Source organism: Acinetobacter lwoffii, assembly GCF_024129685.1.
Taxonomy (GTDB): domain Bacteria; phylum Pseudomonadota; class Gammaproteobacteria; order Pseudomonadales; family Moraxellaceae; genus Acinetobacter; species Acinetobacter lwoffii_X.
Window position 1 is genome coordinate 39,211 of record NZ_JAMXXL010000007.1, and the last position, 22,495, is coordinate 61,705.

The following is a 22,495-nucleotide window of genomic DNA, read 5'->3' on the forward strand; positions in this document are numbered from 1 at the left end:
TGAAATATAGGCACCCTGGCGTTATAAACCTTCTAATTTGAGTCGGTTGGCATGCTGGCGATAGAGGGCGACCGGATCGGGTGCAAACACGCCTTTCAGACCAAACATCATATTGGCCAGGTCAGTATGATTGAGTTTGTACTGGTCATGAATGACCTTGCCCATGAAAGCGCTACAACGTGATACCATGCCATCATTGTCTTTACTGCCATAAGATAAAGGGCCGAGCTGCATCAGGATCGTATCAATATCCAGGGCATTGGTGGCTTGGGCCACACCCGTCCATGAATAATAATGAATACCTTTACTGTCTTTCTGTTTTAAATTTTTATTGCAGTTTTCTGTGGACGCCAACACGCCATCTTTGACTACCTGTTGTGCCACTGTGGCATTAAAAGTATTTGAGCCGGTCTGGGTCAGGGATTTCATGGAAGCATCAAAATCAATTTCCAGTTCAGGCTTAAACTGACCCAGTGCAATCAATGGACCAATAATATAATCACCTAAAATGTTAAAGGCGGTACGCGTCAGGCTATTGTTCTGAATATCATCTGCCACTTTGGAGCCATGGTAGGTTCCTGCAACGCCAGTAATAGAGGCGATATACTGCGGCTGGGTCGCTGCAACATACAGCACTGTTGGTCCGCCATGAGAGTGACCAATCAAATTCAGTTTTTTCTTGCCGGTAATTGCCACAACCTCTTCAACCTGATGAATTAGTTGTTCACCGCGATGCGCCGTTGTATTTGCTGGAGACAATTGTACCGCAAAGACGGTTGAGCCATTACGTGCCATATCTGGCAGAATCTGATACCAGTAATCCAGCCCGATACTATCGGTGCCAATGCGTGACCAGCCTAGCCAGCCATGCACCATCAAGATCGGATATTTGGTCTTGGCATAGTCAGACCGGCTCTTTTCGATGACTTGTGTTGCACTCGCTGCAGCCTGAGTCTGTGCAGAAAAACTGAATCCCAGAGTAGTCGCTAAAGCCACAGTCAGTAACTGGGCTGTCTTGCTGAAAGTATGCATAGCTGTCCCTTTTTTAATTTTATCGTTATTCAAGCAATCATTGCTTTTTGTAGAGTGTTGTAAGCCACAAATCAGACGATGGAAATACAGTTTCGGCCTTCAGTGGCTGAGCAATTTTTCTTTTGAAGAAGCTGTATTTTTTCACTTCAGAGGTCTAAAACCATGTCATTTGGGGACATGCAGGACAGGAGGAATTTACATTGTAAGTATATGTTTTATTGACAGATGTATTTAAATAAAAAGTCTTTGAAATAATTAAAATTTATCTAGGTTATTTTGTGTAAATACGAAATATTTGGAAACAACTATAAAAGATCATTTTGAGAAAAAATATAAAGTTATCAAAAGGGCATTTATAAAAAAGCCATCAACAGGTGATGGCTTTTAGGCTTATTCAGCAAAGGGCAGCTTGGCTCCCTGATCATGAACCTGTTCAAAGGTTTCTACTCGCAGCTGTTCTTGCGGTGTATTAAAATGTTTGCTGCGAAGTTGGGCAATGGCTTGCTGTTTAACGGTATCGGACATGCTGGATTGGGTAATCTGATCCCGTTCATCTAAATAGCCAGTCACCCGGTTTTTCCAGTCGCTACGTTGTACGTCCAGTTGTTCCAGACGCTGTGTCGCTTCAGCACCGACCAGATTAATCCGCATCTGCCGGATTTCATCACTGGAACCGCCACGGGCTTTAATATCCGCGGTGAGTTTGCGCAGATCTTCCAGTTTATTTAGTTGTTCCAGATTTTCCTGCCAGTCCTGCGGGAGTTGCTGAAACAGTGATTTGAGCTTTTGCGCTTTTTCAGTCTCCGTTAAGCTTTTGTCTGCCAGTACACTCATCCGATCCAGGGTATATTCATGATAGGCATCTTCTGTACCGAACAAGCCCTCAATTTCATACTTGGAAAAGTATTGCTGGCGCAAATTCTGGGTACTGTTATAGATACTGCGATAATAGGCAGGATCTTCCTGATTCAGCCCAGCCGGTGCAGTGAGCTGACCCAAACCCTGACGGTACTGGAGATAACGATCCCATAAATCCAGAATTTGCGAAAGAGCCGGTTCTTTATGATTCTGGCGAATATAGGCTTTAAAATCCTGCTGGATCTGCTGCAGATTTTTTTCACCGAACTGGGTAATAAAATATTCAAAACAGTTGCGGGTCTGTTCATTCACGAACAGACGGTTGCTGGCATCTAACTGCATCTGACAGTTGATTTCAGTATCTTGCTGGCTGGCACTGGGGAAAGCTGCATTGGCAGGACCATTGACCAAGAGTGCGGTTTGCTCTGCCTGAGTTTCGGTTAAAGGCATTTTTGTCCCGGTATCCGCCTGGGTATTTTCTTTTGGGGACAGCCATAAGATCAGTGTGAGGATGCATAGCACCAGCAACGCCAGAATGATCCATATTTTATATTTCTGCATATCCTATGCACCTATTTTCTCGTTATTTCATTATTTTTAGATATTTAAGCTTTTAGATATTAAAGCTTTTAGATGTTCAAGCCGGCTCAATATGCCATAAAAATCATTAGAAACTATAGAAAAGTTGTAAATCCTCTCGCAGGGTTTTACCATGGCGCCAATTTATAAAATGTCTGATTTTTTGCCATGAAAGCATCATCTCCTAAAATTCAGCGCCGTCATCTCAGTGGTGTCTTCCTGCTCAACAAGCCTTTGGGTATCAGCTCTAATGCCGCATTACAAAGAGTCCGCTGGTTGTACCGTGCACAAAAAGCCGGCCATACTGGTGCGCTGGATCCGCTGGCATCTGGTTTATTGCCTGTATGTTTGGGAGAGGCGACCAAGTTTTCGCATTATTTATTAGATTCGGTCAAGCGTTATCAGACGACCGTATTTTTGGGACATAGTACCACCACGGGAGATGTGGAAGGCGAGGTGCTTCTGGAAAAAGCAGTTCCTGAACTCTCGGAAACCTTGATTCAGAACAAATTGGCACAGTTTATCGGGGATATCCAGCAAGTGCCGCCAATGTATTCTGCCTTGAAAAAAGAAGGCCGTCCTTTATACGAACTGGCGCGCAAAGGTATCGAGATTGAACGTGAAGCACGTCCGATTACCATTTTAGCGATTGAGCTTTTATCCTTTACGGAGAACAGTATCACGCTGGATATTACCTGTTCTAAAGGGACTTATATCCGGGTATTGGGTGAAGATATTGCCAAAGCACTGGGAACTTATGGCCATCTGACTTATCTGCACCGCATCAAAACCGGTCATTTTGATTTGATCCCGAGTTATACCATTGAATATCTGGAAAGCCTGAGCGAAGCAGAGCGTGATGCACTGTTGTTGCCGGCCTATGCACCGGTTGATCATTTTCCAAAAGTGCAGGTACCCGAAGGTCGCGCAGAATATTTTAGCCGCGGCATGGAAAGCAATATCGAACATGAAGCAGCTGAACAGGTGCTGGTTTTTGATGGCGAGAAATGTCTGGGGCTGGCAGAAATTACCGACAAAAAACGTCTGGTACCCAAACGCGTCCTGAACCTCTAATCGAGTCAAGATATGGAAATAGAGATCATCATCAGTCTGGTTGTCTTTGCATTTTTTGCAGGGGCGATTGATGCTGCCGTGGGTGGTGGTGGTCTGATCCAGATCCCGGCAATTATGGGGAGTTTACCGCATTTACAGCCTGCTACGGTCTTTGGCACCAATAAACTCGCGTCCATTTGTGGCACCGCTTCTGCGGCATTTTCCTATCTGCGTCAGGTAAAACTGCCGTGGCTGCTCTTGGGCGTGATTGCACTGTGCAGTTTTGTCAGTTCTTTTATGGGTGCAGCCAGCGTTACGCTAATTCCAGTCGAGATCCTTAAGCCTTTTGTGCTGGTCATGTTGATCGTGATCGCAATCTATACCTTAATGAAAAAACAGTTTGGCCAGGTGCATACCGAACAAAAACTGAATCGGAAAATGTTGATTCTGGCCGCTTTGGGGAGTCTGGCAATAGGCTTTTATGATGGTATCTTTGGTCCGGGCACCGGCAGTTTCTTTATTTTCTTTTTTATTCGCTATTTGAGCGTCGACTTCCTGCATGCATCGGCCTTATCGAAAATTGCCAATTTCACCACCAACCTGGCCGCCTTAAGCTTTTTTATTCCCAGTGGCAATGTGCTGTTTATGGTCGGGGCAATGATGGCTGTAGCCAATATTTGTGGTTCCTTGGTCGGGGTGCGTTTGGCATTTAAATATGGCAGTGGTTTTATCCGGATTTTATTCCTGATTCTGGTCAGTCTGCTGATTTGCCGGATGGCATACCAGATGTTTTTTTAGATCTAAACCCGATGTAAATCATTCTCGATATTAAAATTTCTTAACAAATCACTGTATAAACTGCGTCTGAACCTGTTCTGAAAATCTTCTAGAATCAATGATATGAAAAATAAAACAATCGGAGAAATATCGGAATGACGACTATTTTTGAAGCATTAAGAGAGAGTCATGAGATTCAGCGTGATCTTGCAGAAAAATTATTACAGACTTCCGGGGATACACCAGAACGCCGCGAGCTGTTCAAGCAACTCAAAAATGAATTATTTGCCCATGAAGCTGCGGAAGACCGTTATTTTTATATTCCCTTGATGATGACCGATTCGGGCCTGAATATTACCCGCCATGCCTTGGCCGAACATCATGAAATGGATGAAATGATCGAGGAACTGACTGTAACTGAATTGAGTAATCCGGGCTGGATTGCCATGGCCAAAAAACTTTCCGAAAAAGTGCATCATCACTTAAAAGAAGAGGAACATGGTTTCTTCCAGCAGGCCGGTAAAATTCTGGATGAAGAGCAGAAGACCGCTTTAGCAGTACAGTACAAGAATGAATACCAGCGTTATAAAGACATGAAAAAAGATATGCTGGTACAAAGCTAAACTTTAAATTCAAATCGAATAAGTAAAAAAGATGGCTGTAGTGCCATCTTTTTTATACCAATTTACCTACCTTCTATATTTTTCTTTCAAAGCAAATAAAAACACAGAATGGATGGGATATTTAATTAGTTGTTTAGATACTAATCAGGCTTTAAAGCATTCCGCTCTGCCGATCCTTGACGTGCGGCACGTACAGTCACACCAACTGATGCCAGCATGATACAGACCAGTGCCACGGTCTGAAGAAGCGTAATTTTTTCACCCAATAGTAAAAAACCAGTCAGTGCAGCCAAGGCGGGAGATAGGCTGGACAGGGTGCCATAGCTGGTCTTGTTTAAATGCTGCAAAGCTTTTAAGTCCAGCGCATAGGGAATCGCTGTGGCCAGCACTGCAATGATAATCGCCTTGCCCCAATACTGGGTATCAATCAGCGCTGGTGCATTGTTATAGAGCCCAATCGGAAGCAAACACAGAGCTGAAATGCTAATTGCAATGGTCAGCGCATGCATGCCGATATTCTGCTGAACCACACGTTGCCCGAAGAAAATATACAGTGCCCAGCATAAACCCGCACCTAAAGCACAGGCGGCGCCGAGCAGGTCGAAATTACTACTATTGGCCTGTCCCCATGGCACCATTAACGCAATGCCTAAAATGGCCATTAATACCCAAACATAGTCACTACGATGTTTGATTGAGAGCAGGGCCAGACCCAAAGGACCAATAAATTCCAACCCTACCGCAATCCCTTGGGGGAGTTTGCCCAGCGACATGTAGAACAGGATATTCATTACGCCTAAAGCGGCGCTATAGCAGAGCAAATCCCGCCATTTCAAAAAAGGCAAACGCTGAATGATTTTCCAGGAACGAAACATCATGCCAACAATGATCGCTGCAAAACACAGCCTTAAAATGGTCACAGTGACCGGATCCAGCACACTAAACAGCTGTTTGGCAAAAGATGCACTGATCTGGTAGGAAGTCATGGATAAGACCATGAACAATACAGCAAGAAGTTGGGCGTTTGGCATGGAAGCAGCTTCTACCCAGAGCGGGTGAAAATGAGAAATAGGGGAACGTGAAATTATAGCAAACTGGTTAATTTTTGATGAGTAGGGCAAGGAAATATTTTCCCGAGGCGAACTTAAATTTTGATTCAATCAAGTTAAATTTTAACCGGATCAAATATCTAAAGATTTTAAATTAAAAGTTAATCTTCTATGTAATTGCGGTTACAAATTAATCAATTTTTAAATTGATCTTGTTTTTATATTTATTAAAATATCTTAGACCTCGTGATTCGGGTTAGTTTTAAAATAACAATGAAAACATCTTAGGTCCCGTATTTCGGGACAGCATTAAAATAACAATATCAAATAATTAAGGTAGATAATAATGAAATTAAGAATACTCTCTTGCGCCATTTTTAGCTGCATGCTGGCAGCATGTGGTGGCTCCGACAGTTCTGATAATAATGAACCAGTCACTAGTCAACCTGCACCGACCAATCCTGGAACCCCGGGTGATGGAGCATCAGACACCATTTCTGAATTCTATAACTATCAATTCAACTTACCGAATATTGATGGATCAGAGATGGAATCGCAAAAACTTCTATTAGCCAGTCATAAAAATAAAATTACTGACGGCATATTATATGCGGATGATAACAGCGCTGTTGATACTGAATACGCTCTTGAAGAAGATATGATCTTCTCAACTTATGTCACAACAAAAGGGGTGTTCCCTGCAGATCGCACCCGTACAGCATTAGGCTATAAGCTGGAAAAAATATTAGAAAATACGACGACTCAATTTAAGAGTCGTCCTGTGACGATACCAGAGAACAATATTAGCAATCATCGACACATAGCATGGTATGACCTGTCTGGTAAAGCATTAACTGAACGTACTAATATTGCTGTGGTGAAAATGTATGATGATCCTGCGACCAGAGTGTTCTTTAACAGTGATAATACGACAGCTGAGCGTAAGTACTATAATGAGTTTGCAACCAGTTTCGTCGATTTGCAGAAGGCCCGCAAATTCCCGAATGGATCTAAATGTTTCCGTCTTCTGGCTGAACATCCTGAAGAAGAATATATTGAATTTGATCCGGAAGTAACAACTGGCTTTAGCACACTTGCTGAATGGCAGGCACAAGCGTCTGTCCAAGAAATGGCAAAAACGATTCTAGATGGCACGATGGCTAACTTGAAATATAAAAAGGCAGAATATAAAGACGATGCTATGCAATATTACAAATATTTCGGTGCGATCGAATATCAAGGCGGAATTTATTCAGTTGATTTCTCGGAACATGGGGAACATATTGATCACGACGACTATATTGCTCAATCAAGACAGGCTGCCTTGGATGACTTGAATAAACAAGAAGGTGTAACTTCTTTAATGATCAAATGGACAGAATACAATTATGATCAGCTTGCCTCTGGATGTGATGGCTATAATGTGACAGCAGCGACTGCATTAAATACTGCGATTAAAGACGCAACACCACGTTAAAATTTGAAAATAAGTGATCTTAAATAAAGGCGCTCTAGCGCCTTTATTTTTACTCAAGATTTTTGTCTTTGGGTCGTCACCGTACAGCCTACCGAAGCACTGATAATCGTGGCCAATGCCAGCCATTGTGTCCACAATAAAGTCTCGCCTAGAAAGACCAGCCCCGAGAGTGCGGCAATGGCGGGTTCCAGACTCATCAAGGTGCCGAAACTAAGTGCGCTTAAATTTCTTAGTGCAATCATTTCTAGGCTAAAAGGCAGGGCACTAGCCAGTACTGCCAAAGCCACAAAATACAACAAACTCATCGGTTCAAAAGTATGTGCCGGCATGCCTGCCAAGAGCGCAATCGGCATCAGCACCAGCATGCCGACAAACATGCCCAAGCATACAGTATGATTGCCAGAAACGCCCGAAGGTCTTTGGCCGGCAACGATATATAAGGCCCAGCAGGCACCAGCACCCAAGGCGAATGCAATCCCGATCGGGTCAAGCGGCTGGGCAGCCTGATCAAAAGGGAATAGCAGAATCAGGCCCAGAATCGCCAATCCGACCCAGACAAAGTCGAATTTTTGCCGCGCATAAAACAGTGCAACACTTAAGGGGCCAATAAATTCAAAAGAGACGGCAATCCCCAGCGGCAGGCAATCAATCGACAGGTAAAACAGTAGATTCATGCCAGCCAGGGCAAGGCCATAACTGATAATGGCCGGCCACTTGATCTGTCTGAAATGGATTTTCCAAATTTTAAAAATTAGTGCCAAAATCACAGCGCCCAAAAGCAGACGCATTGCGGAAACGGTCAGGATGGGAAACTGACCGAACAGATATTTGGCAAAGGAACCACTACTTTGCATACTGATCATGGCGATCAACAGAATTAGTGGCGCTTGCACAATAGGTGCAATTTTAAAATTCAGCATGACTAAATAGGTTTCGATTGCTCGAATAGCGGAAGAGCAGCATAAGCTGAAAAAGGTTTAAAAATACAAACCTTAAAAACAAAAAACCACAGCCCGAGAGCTGTGGTTTTTCTACAATATTGAATTAGAACAATACGCGTGCGCGGATTGTACCTTCAACATTCGAAAGCATATCGAGTGCTTCATGAGATGCAGCAGCATCGACATCCATCACCAGGTAACCGACATCGCCTTTAGTCATCAGTGACTGGCCAGAGATGTTGATGCCTTGTTCAGCAAACAGGTTGTTGATTTTAGACAACACGCCCGGAATATTTTGGTGGATGTGCAGTAAACGGTGTTTGCCTTCAGTCAACGGCAATGCGATTTCTGGGAAGTTCACCGCAGAAAGCGTCATACCCTTGTCAGAATAAGCCACGAATTTCTCAGCTACTTCCAGACCGATGTTCGCTTGCGCTTCCATCGTAGAACCGCCTACGTGTGGAGTCAGAATTACGTTTGGCAGGTTACGCAGTGGAGAAACAAATTCTTCACCGTTTGCTTTAGGCTCTTTCGGGAATACATCTACCGCAGCACCAGCAATGTGACCAGATTTGATCGCATCTGCCAGGTCTTCGATCACGACACAGGTACCACGTGCCGCGTTAATGAAGATTGAACCTTCTTTCATTTGCGCGAACTGATCTTTGGTCATGAAGTTACGTGTAGACGGAACATCAGGAACGTGTAGAGAAACCACATCGGCATTTGCCAAAAGTTCGCCCAAGCTACCGACTTGACGTGCATTACCTAAAGGCAATTTAGTCACTGTATCGAAATAGATCACTTTCATACCCATGCTTTCAGCAAGTACAGAAAGTTGTGAACCAATTGAACCGTAACCTACGATACCTAAAGTTTTACCACGTGTTTCGAACGAACCAACTGCAGATTTGTTCCAGCCGCCTGTGTGTGTGTCTGCTGATTTTTCAGGTACACGACGTAGAAGAAGAATTGCTTCAGCAAGTACAAGTTCAGCCACTGAACGCGTATTTGAGTAAGGTGCGTTAAAGACTGGAATACCGCGACGCATTGCAGCGTCCAGGTTCACCTGGTTGGTACCAATACAGAAACAACCGACAGCAATCAGTTTGTTCGCAGCTTCGAAGACTTCTTCAGTCAATTGAGTACGGGAACGAATACCGATGAAGTGAGCATCTTTAATCGCTTCTTTCAACGCTTCACCCTCAAGCGCAGTCTTACGATAATCGATGTTGGTATATCCAGCAGCATTTAGAGTGTCGATTGCATTCTGGTGAACGCCTTCTAACAACAAGAAACGGATTTTATCTTTAGGTAGAGATAGATGTTGGCTCATTACGGCTCCGCTACAAAGGCCAAATTTAGTCGCGGTATAATAGCACAGGAAAAGCGCACTTATACATTTCCTTAATGATGCTCACATCAGCTATTCTGGCAAGATATATTGATAATAATGATCATGGTGTTTGATTTAAATCTGCATTTTCAAAGGTATATTATCAAAATTGTCATTTTTCGCGGGAAACACCAAAAAATAGCTTATAATATTGCGCCATGCTTTTAAAGCAGCGTGATCCGGTGCTTTAATAACCATGTTTCGCCTGATTTGTATCCATGTTTTTATGCATAAAAAATGTGCAAATGAACCAGCGAAGTCTCTCTTGTTTAAATCATGCTAGGTCTGCAAACGATGAATGCTCCAGTCGCTTTAACCCCTGAGTTATTGACCCAATTGACTGCAATTGTGGGTGAAAACCGTATTAAAACCGATACGGACAGCCTCCAGAATTGGGGTCGCGATCATACGAAGCACTTTGATCCAAACCCGTCAGTCGTCGTTTTTCCGTCGTCAACTGAGCAAGTTCAAGACATCGTAAAACTGGCGAACCAATTTAATGTTGCAGTGACTCCATCGGGTGGTCGTACCGGTCTTTCTGCAGGTGCAGTCGCAGCCAATGGCGAGATCGTGGTCAGCATGGACAAGATGAACCAGATTCTGGAGTTTTTCCCGGCAGATCGTATGGTGCGCGTACAGGCAGGTGTGGTGACTGAACAGTTACAAAACTATGCTGAAGAGCAGGGCATGTATTACCCAGTTGACTTTGCTTCGGCAGGTTCATCGCAAATTGGCGGTAACATCGGGACCAATGCTGGCGGCATTAAAGTCATCAAATACGGCATGACCCGTAACTGGGTGCTTGGCCTGACGGTTGTGACGGGTAAGGGCGATGTATTGCGCCTGAACAAAGGCATGATCAAGAATGCAACCGGTTATGCGCTTCAGCATTTATTTATCGGTGGTGAAGGCACGCTGGGTCTGGTGACGGAAGCAGAAATCAAGCTTGAACGTCAACCGCAAGACCTGCAAGTGATGGTACTGGGTGTACCTGACTTTGATGCGATCATGCCGTTATTGCATGCCTTCCAGGCGAAAATTGATTTAACCGCGTTCGAGTTCTTTGGTGAACTGGCGATGCAAAAAGTCTTGGCCAATGGTCATGTACAGCGTCCATTTGAAACTGAATGTCCCTTCTATGTGTTGCTTGAGTTTGAAGCGCCGTTTGAACCGATTATGGACAAGGCGATGGAAATCTTCGAGCATTGCATGGAACAAGGTTGGGTGCTGGACGGCGTAATGAGCCAAAGCCTTGATCAAGTAGAAAGTTTATGGCGTTTACGTGAAGATATTTCTGAATCTATCGCGCCGTTTATTCCATATAAAAATGACATCTCAGTTCTGATCACGCACGTTCCTGCATTCATTAAAGAAATTGATGCGATTGTTTCAACGAATTACCCAGACTTTGAAATCTGCTGGTTCGGTCATATCGGTGACGGTAACCTGCATTTGAATATCCTGAAACCTGAAAACTTAAGCAAAGACGAATTCTTTGCCAAATGTCAGGTAGTGAATAAGTATGTCTTTGATACCGTGAAAAAATATGACGGTTCAATTTCTGCGGAACATGGTGTGGGCATGACCAAGAAGCCATATCTTGAATATTCGCGTTCTGCGGAAGAAATCGAATATATGAAAGCTCTGAAAAAAGTGTTTGATCCAAATGGCATCATGAATCCGGGTAAACTTTTCGATCTTTAATCGGTCGGAATTGAAAAAAGCGCATCGAAAGGTGCGCTTTTTTATTGCTGTGTAAAGACAGTTACAGAGTCTAAATGGTTTTGTACTAAGAAGCTCGGCATGATAGGTTGGAATAAGAATGACGATAAAGGGTTAAATAATATGTTCCGGATATTGGCAGTCGCAACTCTCGCTTTTGGTATATTGGGTTCAGGCTGTGCAACTGCTCAACAGGTCATTGCAAAGGTACAGTCATCTTCGGATACGCCTTTGGAACAGGTTTTACAATTAAGACCGGACTTGCGTAAGGAACTGGCAACAGTTGAGTTGCGCCAGTTCTTTGACAAGGTAGAGTCGCCCACGATTGGACAGGTCAAAGTCACTGAAACTGGGTTAATGGATGATTCGGTACGTTCAGTACAGACCATTTATTATTTTAAACGGGAAGATAACAGCTGGATGCTGGAAAATACCGAGAAGTTGTATCGTTGTGCACGAGGTTCAAATACCAAGACTTTCCAGAAAGCAGTCTGTTCATAATAGTGTTTGATCTTTAGACAGATTTTGGTTAAAAGCGTATCTAGAGGATGCGCTTTTTTATTTGGAAGATTATCTCTACGATCAGTTATATTTATTCAGAGCGTTTGAATATCTCATCTGCTAAAATTATTTCTTTCTATTTTAGACAAAGTTCAGTCTGTTAAAACGGGCAGACTGACAATAAAAACTCCCATGCAAAATATCCACACCCAAAAACTGACCCGTGCCACACTTATGTTCCCGCTGGCACTGGTCCTGTTTGAATTCTCAGTCTATATATGTAATGACCTGATTCAGCCGGCCATGCTGGCGATTACCCGTGATTTTGGCGTAAGTAGTTCATGGGCACCATCGTCAATGTCCTTTTTCCTGTTGGGTGGGGCATTTGTCGCAGCGATTCTGGGACCTTTGTCCGATCGTCTTGGACGTAAAATGGTACTGCTGGGTGGTGTGGCATTTTTTACGGTTAGCTGTCTAGCTATTTTGTTGACACCTAATATTGAAAGTTTCTTATTTCTGCGCTTTTTACAGGGCTTTGGCCTGTCCTTTATTACCGCTGTAGGTTATGCCGCCATTCAGGAAAGCTTTGAAGAACGTGATGCCATCAAAGTCATGGCACTGATGGCCAATGTGTCTTTGCTGGCACCCTTGCTAGGACCAGTGCTGGGTGCCTTTATGATTGATCATATCTCTTGGCATTGGGGTTTTATCGGCATTGCATTTCTGTCATTTCTGAGCTGGTTCGGCCTAAAAGCCAAAATGCCAAATCTGAAAGTCAGTATTCCCAGACAGCCGGTCAGCTATATTCTGGATGACTTTAAACAGGTTGTAAAAAATAAGCGCTTTGTGATTATGACTGTAGCCTTGCCTTTGGTGAGTCTGCCCTTGATGTTATGGATTGCCCTGTCACCCGTGATTCTGGTCGAGCAATTTGGATTCAGTAGCGTGCAATATGGTCTGGCGCAGTTTCCGGTCTTGGGCGGCCTGATTGCAGGTAATCTGATTCTGCTAAAAATTATCGATAAAATACCGCTGGGCAAAACCGTATTATTGGGTCTGCCACTGATGTTGCTGGGTACCGGTTTATTGATGATGGGCTTATTGATTCCAGAATATTTTATTCATTGTCTGATTATCGGCACCACTTGTATCAGTCTGGGTGAGGGTGTGAGTTTTTCGGTGCTGTATCGTTTTGCATTAATGTCTTCTGAAGTGTCCAAAGGCACGGTGGCTGCGACGGTTTCTATTATCCTGATGCTCAGCTTTTTTGTGGTGATTGAAGCAGTAAGGATGGCGTATGAAGCCTACGATATCTGGGCCTACTGTGTTGCCTCTTTGATTCTGATTGCACTGTGGTTTACTTTGCCACGCATGCAACTCAAACAGTTAATGCTGGAAAGACAGGAGCGTGGGGAGTTTTGATTCCTTATTAAGGGAAATTATAAATTATTGAAATCATATGTTCAGTATTGAATTTCCCTCTCCTTTTAGGAGAGGGCTAGGGTGAGGTTAAGTATTTAATAAGTTCCCTCTCTCTAACTTTCTCCCAAAGGGAGAGAGAATTTTCTTTTGACTGATCTAATTATATTAGGATTCTACAATTAAGCTTCAGCGGGCTGTTCCAGCTTCTTCAGTTTCATATCAAACAGGAATGGACCGAAAGGTAGAATCGAAGCGATTAAACCCATCACAAACATGCTGAGAGACCATTTCTGTTTTTCACATACCGCAAATAACACCACCAGAAATAGCACAAACAGTACGCCATGACCCATGCCGACATATTTCACCAGAATCGGATTATCCATCATATATTTCACTGGCATCGCGATAAATAACAGCAGCAGGAATGAAATCCCTTCAAGCAAACCGACCAGACGCAAAGTTTTGATGTTCATAATACATATTGATTTAACCGAATTAGTTCTGAGTGTACCGAATATCACCTGAATATTGAATCTTAATAATAAAGATATATTCAATATTTTTAATAAGTTATAACCAAGTAAGGCAGTTGGTTATTTAATCTCGGCACCTAATAATTCATGACGTAATTTTAGTAATTCCGGTAAGGTTTCCAACAATAAACTGATCTGTTTCAACACCAAAAGCAGATGTGCTGACTGGTTTTCCTGGGTACTTAAGCGTTGAATTTCTGCCAGTTTATGATCGATGTCGTAGGTATCTAAAGGCTGTTGTTGCAGCAATACCCCAGTTAAGGTTTGCTGGCACCAGTGCATTAAATCCAGAATTTGTGTATCAGTAACCTGCTCACGGTGACTCCCCAATGCTGCAATATAACTGAGTTGGCTATGACTATAGACCAGATAGCGAAAGGCACTTTTGACCAGTTGCGGATCTGGATTCGGTTCGGTACTCAGACTTGAAATCATGCTGGATAAATCAATCTGTGCATTGTGGGCCAGACGCCGTGCAGTCCGGTAAGCAATACTGTTATCTTTACCGTTTCGATATTGCTCGACCACTGCAGAAAAATAGTTCAGTGTTGCATGTGATGATTTTTTGATATTGCTGGAAATATTACGAAAATTCCAGTCAGGCCAGATCCAGCTTACTGCCATCCAGGCAATCAGACAGCCTATGAGGGTATCAATGATACGCGGTAAGATAATGGCGTAACCGGCACCTTTCAGGTTGAAGATCAGGAGTACCATCAAGGTCGCCATGAGGGTTGCCATGGCATATTTTTTGGAACGTAGATAGAAAAAACCGACACCAAAAATTACTGTCAGGAGTAACTGACCTTCGACACTTGGTACAAAATACAGAATGGGAACACCCAGCATGACCCCCAATAATGTTCCTAGGGTCCGCAATTTGAGCCGGCTTTTGGTGGCAAAATAACTGATCTGACAGACAAACAGGCTGGTCAGTAAAATCCAGTAGCCATTTTTTGCAAAGGGCAATAATGAAATGGCATAGCCGACTAGAAACACAATGGCAATCCGCACCGCATGCCGAAAGAGTGCCGATTGTGGACTCAAGTGCGGTTTGAGTTTCAGCCAGAGATCTGTGCTATCGCGAATATCATCATCAAACAGGCTCAGGTCATCAAAATGCTGCTGATAGCGTGGCTTATACAGTGCCTGTTGATCATGCAGGTGTTGTAACTGCTCATGTACACTCAGCAGATTGGCCAGAATAAGCTGTAAATTTTTAACTTCAATATTCTGTGGGTGTTGGGCAATCCAGTCCTGCATCGATTCCTGTAAATGTTTTAATGCCTGTTCATCATCTGCAGACAGATAAAATTTTTCATTGCGCAATACACATTCTGCCAAATGTTGACAGGCAAGGGCTTGCAGACGGATATTTTTCTGAATCCGGAAAATCAGGTCAGTGCGGCTAAAATGCTGTTCGATCTGTTCATAATGTAAATAATTGGCCGTGGCCTGTTCATGAATATCCTGCATCAGAAAATACAGATTCAGCCAGTAAATGGTATTGCGATTGGCACGCGAAGCTTTGAGTCGAGTCAATAGTGAATCTTTGCTGCGGTTAAAACTCTGAATGACTAAAGTATTTTTAAGTGACAACTCATAGAGCAGGTTTTCAACATTTGGATGCTGATCCGGATCAAACAGTTTGGCTTTACTCAGCAGTAAATCTGACATGTGCTGCAAGCTTTGTGCGAGATTTTCCTGAACCTGCAAAGTAGGACGCAGCAGAAAAAATAGAATAGACGTCAGGCCGTACCATAGCGCCCCAATGACAAAATAAAGTGGCTGTTCATACCAGTGCTGATATTCGCCCAGGCCGAACATGGTATAGATTGACAGTAAAATGGTGCCAAATGAAATCATGGCATAACGTTGGCCTAATGCACCCATTAGAATAAACAGCGCACTCGACAGGGATAGCCACAGTGCAAACCAGAATTTATGTGGAGCAAGAAATTCCAGAATGCTGCTGACACTAAAAAACAGAATGATGACCAGTAACAGGTTGCGCAAACGCAGGCTTAGCCGGTCATCAAAATCAGTCAGTGCCGTGGCAATTGCCCCTAAAGTTACTGGAACGATCAAGAAGTCATAACCCAGAAATTTCAGACCGAAAGTGGTACCTAAAAACACCAGCAGGATCTGCAGGCAATAAGTCATCAGCGCACTAGACTGAAAGGGCAGCAGGACAGGTTTTATAATTTTAACAAAAGTAGCAGTCGCAGGTCGGGCAGCATTCACAAGGACAGAATCCGGGAAGTAAAAACGCAAAGTTCTGAATGCAATTTAGACGCCAAAATAAAGGAAATGTCTATAAAAAACGGGCATAGTGCCCGTTTTTCTATTGAGTCATTGGCATGAAGGTGTTTAGATCACACCACAGGCAATACGTTCACCGCCGCCGCCCAAGGGTAATGGGTTGTCGGAATAGTTATCGCCACCGGCATGAACCATAATCGCACGACCCTGAACATCAGCCAATTTCAGACGTGGCGCAAGCAGGGTCACACGTGCAGTTCCATCTGTATTGACTTTCAATGCGGGTAAATCACCTAAGTGACCTGTCACTGGTGTACCGTGATGCGGTGCCTGATTTGGATTGTAATGGCTACCTGCAGCCAGTGCTGCACCCATCTTGCCGTCTTTCATGGCAGGCGCGCATGAACCATTTTCATGAATATGGAAACCGCGTTCACCCGCAGGAAGTTGTTTCAGGTTGGTACGAATGACCAGACCGGCTGGGCTGTCACTGAGTAATACGGTCCCAATCTCTTGGCCCACACCTTGAGCATTTACAGCATTCACAGTCACTGCTCTGACCACTTCATTTGATGGGGAGGTTGATGCACAACCGGTAAAAAGTGCGGCGCTTAACGCGCAAAGTGTCGTAATTTTAAACAATGAAGACATGATTTTGGCATCCTGATCTTTATTCTGTTTTGTGGATTCATTTAAACAGAGCAAGATCAGAAGCTCTATATAGAATCAGTACTTAAATGTTTTGTTTTGTTTAAGTCGATTCTATCTATGCTTTAAGGTGCGTTGGGCGGTGTGTCTTGTGTTTCCGGATCAATCTCATGTGCCATGGTGGCTTTAGGCATCATTAAAGGTTCATTCAGATTACTTTCATGTAACCATTCACGCCAGATTGCAAGCAGCACAGCCAGAATCACCGGGCCAATAAACACCCCGACCAGACCAAAGCTGGCAATACCACCCAAGACTCCAAACATGATCAGCAGGAAAGGAATCTGGGTTGCGCCAGAAATCACCAGTGGACGAATGACGTTATCGGCAGTACTGACAATACAGACACCCCAGACCATGACCCCAATGGCTTCAATGGTTTGTCCTTGTGAAAACAGCCATAGCGCCACCGCACTATAGGCGAGAGGTGGGCCAAAGGGAATCAGGGCAAAAATAAAGGTCACAATGGTTAAAACCATCGGATTCGGCACACCTGCAACAAAATAGCTCAGACCAGCCAATAAGGATTGTGCAATTGCGGTCAAACCGACGCCATATACTACGGCACGTGTAGTCGCAGAAATGGTGGAAAAATAATGATGTACACGTGGACCGACCACCATTTCAAAGGCTTTACGCACCTGATTTAAAATGGTCTGACCATCACGGTAGAAGAAAAACAGCGAAAGTATCGCAAAACATAATTTAAAGATGTTTTTACTAACTTCATTCAACACCACTTTGCCGTAATTCAGATGGCCTTGAATCCAGGTCGATACCGACAGTGCAATACTCTGCGGATCAGTGTTGATTTCATTTAAGGTTCGGGTAATTTCCTTGCCGACAATCGGAAGCCCGCGAATAAAATCAGGGACATTCAGGTGACCGGAAAAGACCTGTCGCTGCAATTCAAAATACAGGTTACGACCTTCGTGCTGCAGCATGAAAATGGCGAAAATAAACGGCAGACCAAAGACCAGAATCACGGCCAAGATCATTACGGTTGCACTTAATGTCGGTCGATTGCCGCATAGGCGTAACACCGATTGATACAAGGGCCAAGTCATATAGGCAATAATGGCTGCCCAAACTACAGGAATGATGAAATACTTGAGTATATGAAAACTCAAAAAAATCAGGATAAAGAACAATCCAAATAATAAGACTTTTTGTAATGTAGGCGCGTACTGTTGCACTGAATTTAATGACTCATTTTTTAGGTCGTGTTCAGGCATATTAACTGAAAAAAAAGCGATCGAAAATGATAGCTAGCCAAGTAGCGAGATTATTTTCCCAAAGCTACACCGCGATTCAGATGATTGACTCAAAACCACTGACTCGGATCATCAATAATGGCATTCAGTACCGGTTGCCATTGAGCCTGCAGCTCCCGATAGATTTTCTGAGGTTTATCAAAGACGGACAGGCCTTCCATAGCCAGTCGGCTATAAGGGGCACGTTCCGAAATCCAGGCCACTGGCTGCTGGTCGATCTTGTCAAAAAACTGCTGTATGTCCTGATTGCTGGCTGCATTTGCTTTGGTGCGATTGGCCAAAAGTAAAATTTCAACCTTGCCCTTACGGATGCGTTTGATGTCCTGCAAATGTTTGAGAAAACGGCGGGTCGAATCGATATCAAAAAAAGAAGGCTGGATCGGGATGATAATCGCATGTGCTTCACTGATCAGCTGTTCGGCATGATCATCGGTCAAAGCACCTGGTGCATCAATAATCAGGTATTCGATCTGTTTCGGCGCATCACCAATGGACTTGCTATTGCGCCAGTCCAGACTTTGGATCTGCGCTGCCTGTGCCGGACGATGCTTGAGCCATTGCAATGTTGATTTCTGGTTGTCGGCATCGGCCAATGCCACCTTATAACCCTTTTGTGCGAGTGCTGACGCCAAACTAATGGCTGTCATGGTTTTGCCACAACCGCCTTTCTGATTCGCAACTAAAATTGTTTTCATGACTCAAGGTGATTTTATTCTGTTCCGGCCTAGCATATCATTCTTTTCAAGTATGCAAATGGCCGAAGTCCTCAACTTCAGTCGAATGCGATGCTATAAAAATCAGGCAAATTAGGAAGATTGAATGTCCATATGGATGGCCATGCTGATTGGCGCATGTATCGGGGTGGTATTGACCACTATTATTTTAAGTCAGACGCGTAATGGACGGATCAAGGCCGAATATGAGCAATATATTGCCGAGCTGGAACTGGAGCATCAGCAGTCCCTTATTGCCGCGCAAAAACGCAGCGTGAATACCAGCCGTGCCGTTCTCAAAGGCAAAATGGCGGAACAGCTCGCGCCGATCATGCCGGAATTTCAATATCTGCCGAGTGATGCCAAGTTTCTGGGCGATCCGGTGGATTATGTGGTCTTTGATGGTTATACCGATTTTCGTGATGGTGAAGGCGACGCTGAAGATATTGAAGTGGTTTTGATTGACATTAAAAGTGGCGGAGCACGTCTGACCAAAGGCCAGCAAGCTATTGCCCGAGCGGTTCAGGAAGGGCGGGTACGTTTTGAAACCATTCGGATTGATTTTCAGGATTGACCAAAATCCGGTGAAGAATAAAAGTTATGCAAAAATTACTGATCACTGCGCTGCTGTTTATGCTTGGACTCTGGGTCTGGAATGAGTTTTTTCGTGCCATTCCGCATCTGCAAGAAAAAGGTGTACTTAAAAACTTTAAAGTAGAACCGGTCAAGCGTATATCAGCGACTTATATTGTGCATGATCACCGTTTCGTGAAACCTGATCGTCGGGTGCTGCATCAGGCCAGCCCAGTGGTTGGGCATTTTAATGATCTGGCCTATCTCAGTAATATTGATGTGCTGTTGCTGACTCAGCCGATGCCCGACATGCAGGCAAAATTAGAGTTTGATGAAGCAAAACGCTGCTATCAGCTCGAAGGAAAAATCAGTAAAGCGGAGCGTGACTTCGTCAATACGCATTTGCAGCATTTCAGTCTGATTGCTGCCACCGAAAAAATTGCCGATCAGATTCGCCGGCTAAAATCGGGGCAGAAAATCACGCTCACGGGTGATCTGGTGACAGTTCATTCAGGCACGACTGGACAAGAATTCCGGGTTGGGACAGGCTCTGAATATGGTGCTCATTGTCAGTTGCTGCAAGTAACCCACGTCCACCAGCACTAAATACAAAATAGTAGTGAATTAGCTCTATGGTTTACGAAATCGTGCTAACAACATGCGTTGGCCAATCTTCGGAATACCCTCGGCATCTACATAACTTAAGGTTTCTATTTCAAAGCCGGTTTCCAGCAAGGCGGTTTCAATATCCCGATTCAGATGACAGCCATCTGCGACTTTCTTTTGAATGGGAGTGAGTAAATGTTGCAGACGCTGAATATTTAAATTTTGTCGATTCAGGACATGTTCGACCACATGTAAAGTCCCACCCGGTTGTAGCACACGGTAAATTTCCTGCAGGCTATGTTGTAGCTCTGCAATACTACAAAGCGTCCAGGTCGATACAATATTTTCCACACTATTTTCGGCAAAAGGCAAAGCTTCTGCGCTGGCCTGAATATGCTCAACCTGAAACCCTGCCTGTTGAATTCGCGCTTCTGCCAGTTTGAAAATGGCTGCATTTGGCTCCAGCGCATAGACCTTATCAACCGATTGATAAAAAGGCAGATTCAGGCCGGTACCAAAACCAATTTCCAGTACTTCACCGGAAATATCCAAAAGCAATTCACGACGCAAGTCCATCAGGGATGGTGTTTGCATCACCTGATTCAGCAGATGCGGAAAGATATGTTGTTGATAAAGTTTATACAGCATTTGAGTTATTTTAATTTGATGGAAATACGTTCTAGCTTAACTGAAAAATAAAATGACAGGCATATCTCGAGCTGACTAAATACGTGCAGTTTGTTACCAAGTTCAACTGTTTATTCATTAAAAAATCCGTAAGATCAAGGAAGATATCCTTAAAACGTTTGATCAACTTGATTAGGATTAGATTAAAATTATGCTCAAACACTTTAAATATTATGCTTTGTTGGCCAGCCTATTGCTGCCTGTTTCGGGCTATAGCTCGGTCGACCACAATTCGGGCTATAGCTCGGTCGACCACAATATTGCCAAAGGCTTGCCTCCCGTCGTTAAAGGCCAGTCAATTTCGGTCTTGCAGCCTTTTAAAGGTGATTTTCGTATTCTGGGTTCAAAGGTTTATAGTTCTGACCCGCAAGCCAAATTCTCTCCAATTGATTATGCAGTCAGTTGGGGGCTGTTTGCTGAGCCTGAAATTGCTCGACATATCACGGTCAATCAATTTGATCGTTATTTGAACTGGAAAATGGATCGGGTGCCAGTGCCGGTAGAACAAGCCAAGCAGATGGTGTCTAATATGCACATTATTCCTGCCAATCCTGAAATTGCCAAGGCAATTAAAAAGGTAAAGCGTGGCGATCTGGTGCGTATGCAGGGGGAACTGGTTGAAGTGCGTGACAAAGATCTGGTCTGGAAATCATCCTTAACTCCGACCGATACGGGTGATGGTGCCTGTGAAGTTTTCCGCGTCAGTTCTATTCAGTGGATTGAAAAAGTCGCTAAGAGCTAAAGCCAGCTTCATGCATGTTTCCGAGTCTCATAAAAAAACCGCTCTGATGAGCGGTTTTTTTATCTGCTTAGTACTTACTTCGCAGTTAAAGCTTGACCTTCAAAGGTAATTCCATCCCAACCATTGAGCATAAACTGGCGGATATTCTGATGATTAGTCGCCTCTGGCGTCGCCAGTACAGCAGCATAATGTTCAGCAAACAGGCTTAAGGTCTGTGCCTGATCCAGACCATTTAATTGTGCAAAAGAAAAGACTTTGGCGCTGCCCTGGTTTTCTGTGGCCGCATTATTCTGCTGGCCATTTTTAAATGCAGTCGGTGTATGTGTATAACGGGATTCGATATAAGCAATCACATCTGCAAATTTTGCTTCGCCTGCCGCTAACTGGGCCAATAAATCCTGCGCCATGCTGTTTTTCCTGTGTCATTCATGAAAATTCGATGCGATAAATATAGCAATTTTCTTGCGAAGTTCCATGGTATTTCATTGATTTTCAGTTCAAGATAACAGTGGAATTTATCCATGCTCAATACGAAACTTTGGATAAAATAAACTTGATCAATAAATAGAACAGGAAAAAATATGGGCTGGCTTTGGGTGGCAACGGGTGGGGCAATTGGTGCCAGTCTGCGTTATGCAGCAGGACTTTGGCTGTTCAAACCACAAATGCAATTTCCTTGGCCCACCTGGTGGATCAATATTCTGGGCTGTTTATGTGCCGGGATTTTTTTTGCCTGTAGCCAGAAATATCCAGCACTCCAACAAGAAGCTCGTCTGTTTTTAATGGTGGGGATTCTCGGTGGCTTTACCACATTTTCCAGTTTCGGTCTGGAAAGCTTTATGTTATTCAAGCAAGGTGCTATGGGCCTAGCGCTGTTATATGCATTATCCAGCTTAATTGTCGGCATTATTGTTCTGGCGCTGGGCTTTTATTTAACTTCACTCCTGTTGGCACAGAGTTAAAA

General features: G+C 43.8%; 23 protein-coding genes. 11 read left to right on the plus strand and 12 right to left on the minus strand.

Going from position 1 to position 22,495, the window contains the following annotated elements; translation table 11 throughout:
* Positions 1-21: 21 nt before the first annotated feature.
* Both NI464_RS04995 and NI464_RS05000 read right to left on the minus strand, forming a co-directional pair.
* The gene (locus NI464_RS04995; RefSeq protein ID WP_253137892.1) at positions 22-1,032 is read right to left on the minus strand and encodes an esterase/lipase family protein; all 1,011 of its coding nucleotides are present in this window, start codon (positions 1,030-1,032) and stop codon (positions 22-24) included.
* Positions 1,033-1,422: 390 nt separating this feature from the next.
* On the minus strand, positions 1,423-2,451 hold the full coding sequence (locus NI464_RS05000) for a lipase secretion chaperone (RefSeq protein ID WP_253137893.1): 1,029 nt from the start codon (positions 2,449-2,451) through the stop codon (positions 1,423-1,425).
* 186 nt (positions 2,452-2,637) lie between these two features.
* Here NI464_RS05000 and truB point away from each other — a divergent pair, with 186 nt between their 5' ends.
* The 3 genes from truB (at position 2,638) to NI464_RS05015 (ending at position 4,922) form a co-directional block, all read left to right on the plus strand.
* Complete coding sequence (truB, locus tag NI464_RS05005; RefSeq protein WP_253137894.1) at positions 2,638-3,543, plus strand: tRNA pseudouridine(55) synthase TruB; 906 nt, start codon at positions 2,638-2,640, stop codon at positions 3,541-3,543.
* Between the two features lie 12 nt (positions 3,544-3,555).
* The gene (locus NI464_RS05010) at positions 3,556-4,320 is read left to right on the plus strand and encodes a sulfite exporter TauE/SafE family protein (protein ID WP_004281582.1); all 765 of its coding nucleotides are present in this window, start codon (positions 3,556-3,558) and stop codon (positions 4,318-4,320) included.
* Between the two features lie 134 nt (positions 4,321-4,454).
* Complete coding sequence (locus NI464_RS05015; RefSeq protein ID WP_253137895.1) at positions 4,455-4,922, plus strand: hemerythrin domain-containing protein; 468 nt, start codon at positions 4,455-4,457, stop codon at positions 4,920-4,922.
* Positions 4,923-5,062: 140 nt separating this feature from the next.
* Here NI464_RS05015 and NI464_RS05020 read toward each other — a convergent pair whose 3' ends face one another.
* Entirely contained in the window at positions 5,063-5,953 is an 891-nt protein-coding gene (locus tag NI464_RS05020) for an EamA family transporter (RefSeq protein ID WP_191111842.1), read from the minus strand.
* Between the two features lie 364 nt (positions 5,954-6,317).
* Here NI464_RS05020 and NI464_RS05025 point away from each other — a divergent pair, with 364 nt between their 5' ends.
* The gene (locus NI464_RS05025; protein ID WP_253137896.1) at positions 6,318-7,448 is read left to right on the plus strand and encodes a hypothetical protein; all 1,131 of its coding nucleotides are present in this window, start codon (positions 6,318-6,320) and stop codon (positions 7,446-7,448) included.
* A 53-nt stretch (positions 7,449-7,501) separates the two neighbouring features.
* Here the strand turns inward: NI464_RS05025 and NI464_RS05030 are convergent, their stop codons facing one another.
* The gene (locus NI464_RS05030; RefSeq protein ID WP_191111844.1) at positions 7,502-8,368 is read right to left on the minus strand and encodes an EamA family transporter; all 867 of its coding nucleotides are present in this window, start codon (positions 8,366-8,368) and stop codon (positions 7,502-7,504) included.
* Positions 8,369-8,492: 124 nt separating this feature from the next.
* Positions 8,493-9,725 (minus strand): phosphoglycerate dehydrogenase, encoded by a 1,233-nt coding sequence (gene serA, locus NI464_RS05035; protein WP_005108551.1) that lies wholly within the window; start codon positions 9,723-9,725, stop codon positions 8,493-8,495.
* Positions 9,726-10,079: 354 nt separating this feature from the next.
* Between serA and NI464_RS05040 the strand changes: the two genes are divergently transcribed.
* From NI464_RS05040 to craA, 3 genes are all read left to right on the plus strand, one after another.
* The gene (locus tag NI464_RS05040) at positions 10,080-11,489 is read left to right on the plus strand and encodes an FAD-binding oxidoreductase (protein WP_191111845.1); all 1,410 of its coding nucleotides are present in this window, start codon (positions 10,080-10,082) and stop codon (positions 11,487-11,489) included.
* A gap of 141 nt (positions 11,490-11,630) precedes the next feature.
* Positions 11,631-12,008: a hypothetical protein gene (locus NI464_RS05045; protein WP_191111891.1), complete on the plus strand. Its 378-nt coding sequence runs from the start codon at positions 11,631-11,633 to the stop codon at positions 12,006-12,008.
* A 192-nt stretch (positions 12,009-12,200) separates the two neighbouring features.
* The gene (gene craA, locus NI464_RS05050; protein ID WP_253137897.1) at positions 12,201-13,430 is read left to right on the plus strand and encodes a chloramphenicol efflux MFS transporter CraA; all 1,230 of its coding nucleotides are present in this window, start codon (positions 12,201-12,203) and stop codon (positions 13,428-13,430) included.
* 179 nt (positions 13,431-13,609) lie between these two features.
* Here the strand turns inward: craA and NI464_RS05055 are convergent, their stop codons facing one another.
* The 5 genes from NI464_RS05055 to NI464_RS05075 form a co-directional block, all read right to left on the minus strand.
* Positions 13,610-13,906, minus strand: a complete 297-nt coding sequence (locus NI464_RS05055) for a DUF3817 domain-containing protein (protein ID WP_004645001.1) — start codon at positions 13,904-13,906, stop codon at positions 13,610-13,612.
* 120 nt (positions 13,907-14,026) lie between these two features.
* Positions 14,027-16,210 (minus strand): YccS family putative transporter, encoded by a 2,184-nt coding sequence (yccS, locus tag NI464_RS05060; RefSeq protein ID WP_253137898.1) that lies wholly within the window; start codon positions 16,208-16,210, stop codon positions 14,027-14,029.
* A 126-nt stretch (positions 16,211-16,336) separates the two neighbouring features.
* Positions 16,337-16,879 carry a superoxide dismutase family protein gene (sodC, locus tag NI464_RS05065; protein WP_005108558.1) on the minus strand — a complete coding sequence of 181 codons (543 nt, stop codon included), beginning with the start codon at positions 16,877-16,879 and terminating at the stop codon, positions 16,337-16,339.
* 122 nt (positions 16,880-17,001) lie between these two features.
* Positions 17,002-18,132, minus strand: coding sequence for an AI-2E family transporter (locus NI464_RS05070; RefSeq protein WP_409655215.1), 1,131 nt, complete (start codon positions 18,130-18,132; stop codon positions 17,002-17,004).
* Between the two features lie 128 nt (positions 18,133-18,260).
* Positions 18,261-18,905 (minus strand): ParA family protein, encoded by a 645-nt coding sequence (locus tag NI464_RS05075; RefSeq protein ID WP_004281566.1) that lies wholly within the window; start codon positions 18,903-18,905, stop codon positions 18,261-18,263.
* 124 nt (positions 18,906-19,029) lie between these two features.
* Between NI464_RS05075 and NI464_RS05080 the strand changes: the two genes are divergently transcribed.
* The gene (locus tag NI464_RS05080) at positions 19,030-19,497 is read left to right on the plus strand and encodes a Holliday junction resolvase-like protein (RefSeq protein WP_004645008.1); all 468 of its coding nucleotides are present in this window, start codon (positions 19,030-19,032) and stop codon (positions 19,495-19,497) included.
* A gap of 26 nt (positions 19,498-19,523) precedes the next feature.
* Positions 19,524-20,102: a hypothetical protein gene (locus tag NI464_RS05085; RefSeq protein ID WP_253137900.1), complete on the plus strand. Its 579-nt coding sequence runs from the start codon at positions 19,524-19,526 to the stop codon at positions 20,100-20,102.
* 24 nt (positions 20,103-20,126) lie between these two features.
* Here NI464_RS05085 and NI464_RS05090 read toward each other — a convergent pair whose 3' ends face one another.
* On the minus strand, positions 20,127-20,750 hold the full coding sequence (locus NI464_RS05090; RefSeq protein WP_253137901.1) for a class I SAM-dependent methyltransferase: 624 nt from the start codon (positions 20,748-20,750) through the stop codon (positions 20,127-20,129).
* Positions 20,751-20,940: 190 nt separating this feature from the next.
* Between NI464_RS05090 and NI464_RS05095 the strand changes: the two genes are divergently transcribed.
* Positions 20,941-21,531, plus strand: a complete 591-nt coding sequence (locus NI464_RS05095; RefSeq protein ID WP_253137902.1) for a hypothetical protein — start codon at positions 20,941-20,943, stop codon at positions 21,529-21,531.
* A gap of 74 nt (positions 21,532-21,605) precedes the next feature.
* Here the strand turns inward: NI464_RS05095 and NI464_RS05100 are convergent, their stop codons facing one another.
* A complete protein-coding gene (locus tag NI464_RS05100; protein ID WP_253137903.1) occupies positions 21,606-21,938 on the minus strand; it encodes a HopJ type III effector protein in 333 nt (110 codons plus the stop codon).
* Between the two features lie 174 nt (positions 21,939-22,112).
* Between NI464_RS05100 and crcB the strand changes: the two genes are divergently transcribed.
* A complete protein-coding gene (gene crcB, locus NI464_RS05105) occupies positions 22,113-22,493 on the plus strand; it encodes a fluoride efflux transporter CrcB (protein ID WP_253137904.1) in 381 nt (126 codons plus the stop codon).
* The last annotated feature ends 2 nt before the right edge of the window (positions 22,494-22,495 follow it).